The following is a 10,713-nucleotide window of genomic DNA, read 5'->3' on the forward strand; positions in this document are numbered from 1 at the left end:
GGCCAGAGCCGCTCGCGCACCCACGGCCCGGCGGCCCTCTCCGCGCGGTACCGCAGGCGGATGTGACCCCGTCCGGGCATGCCCTGCCAGAACTCCACGGAGCGCGGCGTGACCGTGAACAGCGCGTGCAGCGGGTCCACCGTGGACGGCTCGGCCTCGACGCGGGCGAAGGCGGCCTCGAAGGCGCGGGGGAGCGCGGCCGGGTCGCCGAGCACCTCGCTCTGGTGCCCCACCAGGCTCGCCGCCCGCGATCCCGGCAGCCGGTCGAGGAAGTCCCGCGCGGTGGTCTCCGCGTCCGCCCGGACGACGGGGCCCCGAACGCGGATCTGGCGGCCCTGCTCGCGCCAGTGGAAGAGGACGGCGGCCTGCGGCTGCGCGGCGAGCTGACGGCCCTTGGGGCTGTCCGCGTTCGTGGCGAAGCTCCAGCCAGCCTCGGTCGCGTCGCGCAGAGCGACGACGCGCAGGTCCGGGCAGCCCTCCGCGTCGACGGTGGCCAGCGTCATGGCGTGCGGCTCGCGGACGCCCGCCGCGAGGGCCTCCCGAAGCCAGGAGAGGAAGAGCGGGAACGGTTCTTCGGGCGCGCCGTCCGGATCGAAACCGGGCAGCTCGCCCGCCAGCATCGGCACGCCGAACAGCAGCTCCCGCACGGTCGACCCGGTCGGGCGTCCCGCGCCGGTCACGAGGCGCCCAGTGCGGCGGCGGTGGAGCGGGCCAGCCGCTCCAGGTAGTCCCGGGTCACCGGCTCGCGGGTCACCAGCAGGTGCCAGTAGAGGGGACCGGCGATCAGGTCGAGCGCGAGATCCGGGTCGGTGGAGGCGGGCAGCTCGCCGCGGGCGACCGCGCGGCGCACCAGCGCCGCACTGCTCTCACGCTGCGTCTCGCGCAGGGCCAGGGCCAGCGTTCCGGCGATCTCGGGGTTGCGGGCGGCCTCGGCCAGCAGGTCGGGGACGATCTGCGCGGCCAGCGGGTGGCGCAGCAGGCGGTAGACGACCTGGATGAGCAGGCGCAGGTCCTCGTGGAGCGAGCCGGTGTCCGGCAGCAGGATCCCGGCGCTGACGATCTCGGAGACGACCTCGATCACCATCGGCAGCTTGGAGCGCCAGCGGCGGTAGACGGCGGTCTTGCCGACGCCCGCGCGCCGGGCCACGGCCTCGATCGACAGACGGGCGTACCCGGTGGTGGCCAGTTCCTCGAACACGGCCGCGCGGATGGCTTCGGTCACATCGTCGCGCAGCAGTGCGGCCCCCGTGGGCGGCCGTTTGCCCTCGGCCTGCGCGGCCGATCCCGACGGAGTCCCCGCCCGGGTGTCGGCAACCGCGGCCTGGCCGGACTGTGTTCCCATATGCTCCCCTGTCAGCACTGGTGCGCGTGCGGCGGCTCCTGTCGGATCCGACGATACGCCAGCGTCTCGACGCAACGCTTGCGTTTCGTCGCCCGCCCCCGTTAGCGTCCTACACAGGATGAGACGATACCGTTCCGTCCTGTCCAGTGGGACGAAGCTTGGGAGTAGCGTGTCCACGGTGTTTGAGCAGCGGGCGGCGGGCGTGGCCGACCCGGACGCGGGCCTCGGTCCCGCGGAACTGGCCGCCAAGTACGGCCTGACCATCAGCGGGCGGCGGCCCAGCCTGGCCGAGTACACCCGGCAGGTGTGGCAGCGGCGCTACTTCATCGGCGCCTACGCCACCGCCAAGCTCATGGTCCAGTACTCCTCCTCGAAGCTGGGCCAGGTCTGGCAGGTGCTGACGCCGCTGCTGAACGCGGCCGTCTACTTCCTGATCTTCGACCTGCTGCTCCACGTCAGCAAGGGCATCCCGGACTACATCCCGTACCTGTGTACGGGCGTCTTCGTCTTCCAGTTCACCCAGGCCGCGGTGCTCTCCGGCACCCGGTCGATCTCCGACAACCTGGGCCTGATCCGGGCGCTGCATTTCCCGCGCGCGGCCCTGCCCATCGCGTTCACCGTCAACCAGCTCCAGCAGCTGGTCGTGTCGATGGGCGTCCTCGGCGTCATCGTGCTGGTCAGCGGTCTGCCGGTGACGGTGAACTGGCTGCTGATCATCCCGGTCCTGCTGCTGCAGTCGACCTTCAACGCGGGCCTGGCGATGTTCATGGCGCGCATCGGCGCCAAGACCAGCGACATGGCCCAGCTGATGCCGTTCATCATCCGCACCTGGATGTACCTGTCCGGCGTGTTCTGGGCCGTCGACAGCGTCGCGTCCAAGCTGCCGCACTGGGCCGGCACCCTGATCGAGGCGAACCCCGCCCTGATCTACATCGAGCTCATGCGCTACTCGCTCATGGACTCGGTCCCCGCGAGCAGCCTGCCGCACCACGTGTGGATCATGGCCGCGGCCTGGGCCGTGATTGGCGGCCTCGGTGGTTATGTCTTCTTCTGGAAGGCAGAGGAGGAGTACGGCCGTGGATGACCAGGAGATGCTGGACAGCGTGCTGGAGCCCCAGGGGCCCCCGCCGCCGCCCACCGAGAAGATCCCGACGGTGATCGTCGACAACATGCACATCGTGTACAAGGTCTACGGGGCGGGAGCGGGCAAGGGCAGCGCGACCTCCGCGCTGTCCCGCATCGTCCGGCGCAAGGCCTCCCCGGCGCTGACCGAGGTGCACGCGGTCAAGGGCATCAGCTTCACCGCCTACAAGGGCGAGGCGGTCGGCCTGATCGGCTCCAACGGCAGTGGCAAGTCCACGACCCTGGCCGCCATCGCCGGCCTGCTGCCGCCGGCCCGGGGCGCCGTCTACACCGACGGCCAGCCGGCGCTGCTGGGCGTCAACGCGGCGCTGATGAACGACCTCACCGGCGAGCGCAACGTCGTCCTCGGCTGCCTCGCGATGGGCATGACCTACGCCGAGGTGCGCGAGAAGTACCAGGACATCGTCGACTTCTCCGGCATCAACGACAAGGGCGACTTCATCTCCCTGCCCATGCGCACGTACTCCTCCGGCATGGGTGCCCGTCTGCGCTTCGCGATCTCCGCGGCGCGCAGCCACGACGTGCTGATGATCGACGAGGCGCTGTCCACCGGTGACATGGCCTTCCGCAAGCGCAGCGAGGAGCGCATCCGGGAGCTGCGCAAGGAGGCCGGCACGGTCTTCCTGGTCTCGCACAGCAACTCCACGATCCGCGAGACCTGCAACCGGACCATCTGGCTGGAGCACGGCCTCATCCGCGCCGACGGACCCACCGAGGACGTCGTCAAGGAGTACGAGGACTGGACCAACAAACGCTAGCCGCGGGCCTTGCCCGGGCCGGTGTCACCCGCTTGCCGAAGCCGTGCGCACACCGTCCATAACGATCCGACAGCCGCCGGGGCCACCCGCCCCGGCGGCTGTCCGTGCGGGGACGTAGGCTGCGGGCATAGGGTATGAACAAGATCGTGGGGACGGCGGGCTAGGCAGCCGGGGTGCCAAGGCGTGTCCCCTGTGGGCAGCTTGTCAAGATCGGTGTAGAACGGGGGGGTGGCGGTCATGGCGGTGCGCGAGCAGCAGTCGGGTGAACTGATGTCCGATGGGGGATCATCGGGAGCGGTTCTGGACAAGGCGGCGCGGGAGAACTTCCCCGTCGCCCCCTTCTTCCTGCCGCCGGCCATGCGCGAGGGCCTGATGGCCGTCTACGGTTTCGCCCGCCTCGTCGACGACGCGGGCGACGGCGATCTGCCCGATCCGCGCGGCACCGCCGAGGTCCTCGGCGTCGAGCCGGTCGAGGCCGAGCCCGGCGGCGAGGCCGCCGCGGACAAGGAGGAGACCGCCTTCCGGCTGGCCCTGCTGGACGCCCTCGACGCCGACGTGGACGCCGCCTTCGAGGCCGTCCTCGGCACGCCCGGCGCGCGGGGTCCGCGCCACCCGCTGATCGCCGCGCTGGTCCCCGTCATCGAGCGGCACGGGCTGACCGTGGAGCCGTTCCGGGGCCTGATCGAGGCCAACCGGATGGACCAGCGCGTCTCCCGCTACGAGACCTTCGACGACCTGATGGCCTACTGCGAGCTGTCAGCCAACCCGGTGGGCCGGCTGGTGCTCCAGCTCGCGGGTCTGGCCACCCCCGAGCGCTTGCGCTGGTCCGACGCCGTGTGCACCGCGCTCCAGGTCGTCGAGCACCTGCAGGACGTCGCCGAGGACCGCGCCCGCGACCGCGTCTACCTGCCGGCGCAGGACATGAAGCGCTTCGGGGTGAGCGAGAAGGACCTCGACGCCGACCGCGCGGGGACGCCCCTGCGCGGGCTGGTGCTGTACGAGTCGGAGCGCGCCCGCGCGCTGCTGGACGAGGGCTCGCCGCTGCTCGACTCCGTCTCCGGACGGCTGCGGGTGCTGTTGGCCGGCTTCTCGGCGGGCGGCTACGCCGCCCTCGGCGCCGTCGCCGCGGCCGGGTACGACGTCCTGGCCGGCGCTCCCAAGGCCGGCAAGGGCCGCCTCGCGCGCGAGGCCGCCGTCACCCTGGTGCTCGGCGGTCGCCGCGCCGCCACACGTGGTAGTCGTTCGAAAGGCATGAGGTGAGTCCGCAGAGCAACGGGTCCGGCACGGCCGCGCAGGCGCCGTCACCGCAGGTGGCGGCCGCCTACCAGTACTGCGAGGCGGTGACGGGCAGCCAGGCCAAGAACTTCTCGTACGGCATCCGGTTGCTGCCCGCGCCCAAGCGCCGCGCCATGTCCGCGATCTACGCCCTGGCCCGGCGCATCGACGACATCGGCGACGGCGGCTGGTCGGACGAGCGCAAGTTCGAGGAGCTCGGCCGCACCCGCGCGCTGCTGGACGAGATCCGCGAGGGCACGGTCGAGCCCGAGGACACCGACCCGGTCAAGGTCGCGCTCGCCCACGCCTGCTCGCTGTTCCCGATCCCGCTCGACTGCTTCGACGAGCTGATCGACGGCATGGAGATGGACGTCCGCGGCGCGCGGTACGCCACCTTCGACGAGCTGCGGCACTACTGCCGCTGCGTGGCCGGCACCATCGGCATGCTGTCGCTGTCCGTCTTCGGCTGCACCGACCCCAAGCGGGGCGCCGAGTACGCCGACACCCTCGGCCTCGCCCTGCAGCTGACCAACATCCTGCGCGACGTCCGCGAGGACGCCGGGAACGGCCGGATCTACCTCCCGGCCGAGGACCTGGCCGCCTACGGCTGCGAGCCCGAGGGCTTCGGCCTGGCCGTCCCGCCGCCCGGACAAGACTTCCGCGGCCTGATCCTGTTCGAGGCCCGTCGCGCCCAGGGCTACTTCGACGAGGGTCTGCGCCTGCTGCCGATGCTCGACCGCCGCAGCCGCGCCTGCGTCGGCGCCATGGCCGGGATCTACCACCGGGTGCTCGAGCGGATCATCGCCGAGCCGGAGGCGGTGCTGCGCGGCCGCGTCTCGCTGCCCGGCTGGGAGAAGGCCTACGTAGCACTCTCCGGGCTGGTGGGAGGGCGTTCCTCTTGAAGGACCGTCCGTTCGTGTCGAACCCGTTTCCCCGCCCGGCCCGGCGGGGAACCACACGACGCCGCGCCGCGTCGCGGCCCACAGGAGACCGGAAGGGGGGATGGCTCCGATGAACAGGACGCGTCAGGGCAGCGCCCTGGTGATCGGCGGTGGGCTCGCGGGCATCACCGCCGCTCTGCGCCTGGCCGACGCCGGTCTCCAGGTCACCCTTGCCGAGGCCCGCCCGCGCCTGGGCGGCCTCGCCTTCTCCTTCCAGCGCGGCGCGCTGACCGTCGACAACGGCCAGCACGTCTTCCTGCGCTGCTGCACCGCCTACCGCGGCCTGCTCCAGCGGCTCGGCGTCCGCGACGAGGTGATGATCCAGCCGCGCCTGGACGTGCCCGTCCGCGATGTCAACACCGGCCGCCAGGGCAGCATCAGCCGCGACCCGCTGCCGGTGCCGTTGCACCTGGGCCGCGGCCTGCTGCGCTACCCGCACCTCAGCCTCGCCGAGCGCGCCGCCACCGGGCGCGCCGCGCTGGCGCTCCAGCGGCTCGACCTGGACGACCCGGCGCTGGACCGCCGCTCCTTCGCCGACTGGCTGCGCGAGCACGGCCAGTCCGCCCGCGCCGTCGAGGCGCTGTGGGACCTGGTCGGCGTCGCCACCCTGAACGCCACCGCCGAGGAGTCCTCGCTGGCGCTGGCCGCCATGGTCTTCAAGACCGGCCTGCTCACCGACCCGGGCGCCTCCGACATCGGCTTCGCCCGGGTGCCGCTCGGCCGCATCCACGACGACATGGCCCGCGCCGCGCTCGACCGCGTCGGCGTGCGGGTCCTGCTGCGCGCCCGCGCCGCGGAGATCACGCCCGGCCCGGAGGGGCGCCACGAGGTCCAGCTCGAGGGCGAGCGTCTCGACGGCGGGGCCGAGACCCTGCGCGACCTCGACGCCGTCGTGCTGGCCGTGCCGCAGGACGCCGCGCACGACCTGCTTCCCCCCGGCAGCCTGGACGAGCCCGAGGCGCTGCTCAAGATCGGCTACGCCCCGATCCTCAACGTGCACGTGGTCTACGACCGGCCGGTGCTGGACGGGCCGTTCCTGGCCGCGCTCGGATCGCCGATCCAGTGGGTCTTCGACCGCACCGCGCACTCCGGGCTGCGCGGGCCCGGCCAGTACGTGGCTCTGTCCCAGTCCGCCGTCCAGACCGAGATCGACGAGCCCGTGGCCGTGCTGCGGCAGCGTTACCTGCCCGCCCTGGAGCGGCTGCTGCCGCGCGCCCGCGAGGCCGAGGTCACCGAGTTCTTCGTGACCCGCGAGCGCACCGCCACCTTCGCGCCCACGCCCGGCAACGGCGCGCTGCGGCCGGGCCCGGCCACGGGCACCCCCGGCGTGCACCTGGCCGGCGCGTGGACCGCCACGGGGTGGCCCGCCACCATGGAGAGCGCCGTGCGCAGTGGGACCGCAGCGGCCCGGAACGTCCTGAGGGAGCTGCGATGACCGACATCAAGACTGCTGACACGAGTGACACGAGACTCAGCCGAGCGAACGGAGAGGGAACGAGCGTGGTAGCGCGCCCCGATCAGGCACCGACGGCCCGGGCGGAAGACGTGCCCGCCCTGCTGGACCACGGCCGGACCTTGTGCACCCCCGTGCTCCGGGAGGCCGTCTCCCGGCTCGCCGCGCCGATGGACGCCGTCTCCGCCTACCACTTCGGCTGGACCGACGCCCAGGGCAATCCGACCAATGCCGACAGCGGCAAGGCCGTCCGCCCCGCCCTCGCGCTGCTCTCCGCGCGGGCGGCCGGCGCCCCGGCGTCCGTCGGCGTCCCCGGCGGCGTGGCCGTCGAGCTGGTGCACAACTTCTCGCTGCTCCACGACGACCTGATGGACCGGGACGAGACCCGCCGCCACCGCGCCACCGTCTGGACGGTGTTCGGCCCCGCTCAGGCGATCCTGGTCGGCGACGCCATGTTCGCGCTCGCCAACGAGATCCTGCTGGAGGCCCCCGGCCACGGCACCGCCTCCGCCGTCGACGCCGGGCGCGCCGTCCACCGCCTGACCGTCGCCACCCGTAAGCTGATCGACGGCCAGGCCCAGGACCTCTCCTTCGAGCACCGCGACCGCGTCAGCGTGGAGGAGTGCCTGGAGATGGAGGGCAACAAGACCGGGGCCCTGCTCGCCGTCTCGGCCTCCATCGGCGCCGTCCTGGCCGGCATGGACGACACCGACGCGGACGCGCTGGAGCGCTACGGCTACCACCTCGGGCTCGCCTTCCAGGCCGTGGACGACCTGCTCGGCATCTGGGGCGACACCGAGGTCACCGGCAAGCCCAACTTCGGCGACCTGCGCGCCCGCAAGAAGTCGCTGCCGGTCTCGGCCGCGCTGGCCGAGGACGGCAAGGCGTCGCGTCGCCTGGCCGAGCTGCTGGCCGACCCGGAGGGACGCGGTGACGAGGACGAGGAACAACTCGCGGTGCGCGCGGCGCTGATCGAGGAGGCAGGCGGCCGCGCCTGGACGGCGGACGAGGCCCGCAGGCAGCACAGCACGGCGCTGGCGGCCCTCGACGAGGTCGCCATGCCGACGGAGGTACGCGCGCAGTTCGCGGCGCTCGCGGAGTTCGTTGTTGTCAGGGAGAGGTGACGAGATGACAGCATCCCCGGACGGCCGGCTCGACCCACAGTACGAAGCAGAGCCGGCCGCGGAGGGCACCACCACGGAGTCGGAGACGACCCGCCTGGCGCGCGAGACGCTCGCCAGGGCCACCACCCACCTTCTCGGCCTGCAGGACGAGACGGGCTGGTGGAAGGGCAACCTGGAGACCAACGTCACCATGGATGCCGAGGACCTGCTGCTCCGTCAGTTCCTCGGGATCCGCACGGAGGAGCAGACGCGCGCGACCGCCGACTGGATCCGGTCGCAGCAGGGGGAGGACGGCACCTGGGCCACGTTCTACGGAGGCCCGTCCGAACTCTCGACCACGGTCGAGGCGTACGTCGCACTGAAGCTCGCCGGTGACGACCCGGAGGCCCCGCACATGAAGCGGGCCTCGCGCTGGATCCGCGAGCAGGGGGGCATCGCCGCCACCCGGGTGTTCACCCGGATCTGGCTGGCCCTGTTCGGCTGGTGGCCCTGGGAGCGGCTGCCGGAGCTGCCGCCGGAGGTCATCTTCCTGCCGCGCAGCTTCCCGCTGAACATCTACTCGTTCGGCTGCTGGGCCCGGCAGACCATCGTGCCGCTCACCGTCGTCTCCGCGCACCGCCCGGTGCGGCCCGCGCCGTTCGCCCTGGACGAGCTGCACACCGACCCGGCCAACCCGTACCGCAGCCGCCCGATCGCGCCCGCCTACACCTGGGACGGCTTCTTCCACCGCCTGGACAAGGCGCTGCACTACTACCACAAGATGCCGGTCAAGTCGCTGCGCCGGCTGGCGCTGCAGCAGGCCGCGCGGTGGATCGTCGAGCGGCAGGAGGCCGACGGCTGCTGGGGCGGCATCCAGCCCCCGGCCGTCTACTCGCTGATCGCCCTGCACCTGCTCGGCTACGACATGGACCACCCGGTCATGAAGGCCGGCCTCGCCGCCTTCGACCGCTTCACGGTGCACACCGACGAGGGCCACCGCTGGATCGAGGCCTGCCAGTCGCCGGTCTGGGACACCTGCCTGGCGCTGATCGCCCTCGCGGACGCCGGCCTCCCGGCCGACCACGAGGCCCTGGTGCGGGCCACCGACTGGCTGCTGGGCGAGGAGGTGCTGCGCCGCGGCGACTGGGCCGTGCAGCGGCCGTCGCTGCCCGCGGGCGGTTGGGCGTTCGAGTTCGACAACGACAACTACCCCGACATCGACGACACCGCCGAGGTCGTCCTCGCGCTGCGCCGGATCGCCCACCCCGAGCCCGGGAAGGTCGCCGCGGCGACGCGTCGCGGCATCGACTGGGTGCTGGGGATGCAGTCCAAGAACGGCGCGTGGGCGGCGTTCGACGTCGACAACACCTCGACGCTGCCGAACAAGCTGCCCTTCTGCGACTTCGGCGAGGTCGTCGACCCGCCGAGCGCGGACGTCACCGCGCACGTCGTCGAGATGCTCGCCGCCGACGGCAAGGCCGGGGACCCGCGCACCCGCCGCGGCATCGACTGGCTGCTGAAGGAGCAGGAGGAGGACGGCTCCTGGTTCGGCCGCTGGGGCACCAACTACGTCTACGGCGTCGGTTCGGTCGTCCCCGCGCTGGTGGCGGCGGGCCTGCCGACGGAGCACAGCTCCGTCCGGCGTGCGGTGTCGTGGCTCACCGAGAAGCAGAACGCCGACGGCGGCTGGGGCGAGGACATGCGCTCCTACCAGGACAAGTCCTGGGCCGGCCGCGGCACCTCGACGGCCTCGCAGACGGCGTGGGCGCTGATGGCGCTGCTGGCCGCGGGCGAGAGTGGCGAGGTCGTGGACCGGGGCGTGCGCTGGCTGGCGCAGACCCAGCTGGCCGAGGGCACCTGGGACGAGCCGGAGTTCACCGGGACGGGCTTCCCGTGGGACTTCAGCATCAACTACAACCTCTACCGCCTGGTCTTCCCGGTGACGGCACTGGGCCGCTACCTGTACGGCACCCCGCACCTGACGCCGGGAGAGCTGGACCACGACGCCCTGCGCAACGTGCCGCCGCCGACCGGCGGCGCGTCCGACGCCCCGGCCCCGCGGCGACTGCTGCCCTCCCTGGCGGGCAGGCGACTGCGATGAGCGGCGACAGATCCGCGCCTCTCGTGGCGTGCGCGCTCGGGATCGAGGCGCTCGCGCTGCGGGAGGCGCGGCCGGTCAGGACCGGGATGGGACCGGCGCGCGCGGAGCGCGCGATGCGGGAGACGCTCCGCGCGCGGGCGCACGCGCCCTCCGCGCTGGTCTTCGCGGGCCTCGGTGCGTCCGTCGTCCCGGGAATCCGTCCGGGGGACGTCGTGATCGCCACCGAGGTGCGCGACGATCGTGGAGTGGTCGCGGAAAGCACTCCCAAGCTGCTCGAACAGTCGCTCGTGGATGCCGGGCTGAGCGTGCACCAGGGCGTGCTCCACTCCAGTGACCACGTGGTGCGCGGGTCCGAGCGCACCCGCCTCGCGCGGGCGGGGATCACCTGCGTGGACATGGAGACCGCCGCCGTCTGCCGCGCCGCACCAGGCGTGCCCGTGCTGTCCGTCCGCGTCGTCGTCGACACACCCGAGTACGAGCTGGTCCGCCCAGCCACGCTCACGCACGGCATCCGCGCGCTGCGCGCGCTCAAGCAGGTCGGGACGGTGCTCGCGACCTGGCACCCGAACGTTGTAGTGGACTGAGGAGCGTCCTGCC

General features: G+C 72.7%; 10 protein-coding genes. 8 read left to right on the plus strand and 2 right to left on the minus strand.

The window, feature by feature from the left end; all coding sequences use genetic code 11:
- Together TR48_RS37050 and TR48_RS37055 are read right to left on the minus strand one after the other, a co-directional pair.
- Positions 1 to 647: pyridoxine/pyridoxamine 5'-phosphate oxidase (locus TR48_RS37050; protein ID WP_063771141.1), on the minus strand; the 647-nt coding region annotated here is incomplete at its 3' end.
- A 29-nt stretch (positions 648 to 676) separates the two neighbouring features.
- Entirely contained in the window at positions 677 to 1,342 is a 666-nt protein-coding gene (locus tag TR48_RS37055) for a TetR/AcrR family transcriptional regulator (RefSeq protein WP_084730080.1), read from the minus strand.
- A gap of 169 nt (positions 1,343 to 1,511) precedes the next feature.
- Between TR48_RS37055 and TR48_RS37060 the strand changes: the two genes are divergently transcribed.
- From TR48_RS37060 to TR48_RS37095, 8 genes are all read left to right on the plus strand, one after another.
- Entirely contained in the window at positions 1,512 to 2,426 is a 915-nt protein-coding gene (locus TR48_RS37060) for an ABC transporter permease (protein WP_439654531.1), read from the plus strand.
- Between the two features lie 7 nt (positions 2,427 to 2,433).
- Entirely contained in the window at positions 2,434 to 3,243 is an 810-nt protein-coding gene (locus TR48_RS37065; RefSeq protein WP_042375070.1) for an ABC transporter ATP-binding protein, read from the plus strand.
- A gap of 237 nt (positions 3,244 to 3,480) precedes the next feature.
- Positions 3,481 to 4,503: a squalene synthase HpnC gene (hpnC, locus tag TR48_RS37070; RefSeq protein ID WP_236652504.1), complete on the plus strand. Its 1,023-nt coding sequence runs from the start codon at positions 3,481 to 3,483 to the stop codon at positions 4,501 to 4,503.
- Positions 4,500 to 5,420 carry a presqualene diphosphate synthase HpnD gene (gene hpnD, locus TR48_RS37075; RefSeq protein ID WP_042375061.1) on the plus strand — a complete coding sequence of 307 codons (921 nt, stop codon included), beginning with the start codon at positions 4,500 to 4,502 and terminating at the stop codon, positions 5,418 to 5,420. The genes hpnC and hpnD overlap by 4 nt, the downstream gene beginning before the upstream one ends.
- A gap of 100 nt (positions 5,421 to 5,520) precedes the next feature.
- Complete coding sequence (hpnE, locus tag TR48_RS37080; RefSeq protein ID WP_042375063.1) at positions 5,521 to 6,894, plus strand: hydroxysqualene dehydroxylase HpnE; 1,374 nt, start codon at positions 5,521 to 5,523, stop codon at positions 6,892 to 6,894.
- The gene (locus tag TR48_RS37085) at positions 6,891 to 8,036 is read left to right on the plus strand and encodes a polyprenyl synthetase family protein (protein WP_084730082.1); all 1,146 of its coding nucleotides are present in this window, start codon (positions 6,891 to 6,893) and stop codon (positions 8,034 to 8,036) included. Before hpnE ends, TR48_RS37085 begins: the two co-directional genes overlap by 4 nt.
- Positions 8,037 to 8,040: 4 nt before the next feature.
- On the plus strand, positions 8,041 to 10,116 hold the full coding sequence (gene shc / locus TR48_RS37090) for a squalene--hopene cyclase (protein ID WP_084730083.1): 2,076 nt from the start codon (positions 8,041 to 8,043) through the stop codon (positions 10,114 to 10,116).
- Entirely contained in the window at positions 10,113 to 10,700 is a 588-nt protein-coding gene (locus TR48_RS37095; RefSeq protein ID WP_042375066.1) for a phosphorylase family protein, read from the plus strand. Before shc ends, TR48_RS37095 begins: the two co-directional genes overlap by 4 nt.
- Positions 10,701 to 10,713: the final 13 nt, after the last annotated feature.

Origin of the sequence: Streptacidiphilus neutrinimicus (assembly GCF_000787815.1) — a bacterium.
GTDB classification, from domain to species: Bacteria; Actinomycetota; Actinomycetes; order Streptomycetales; family Streptomycetaceae; genus Streptacidiphilus; species Streptacidiphilus neutrinimicus.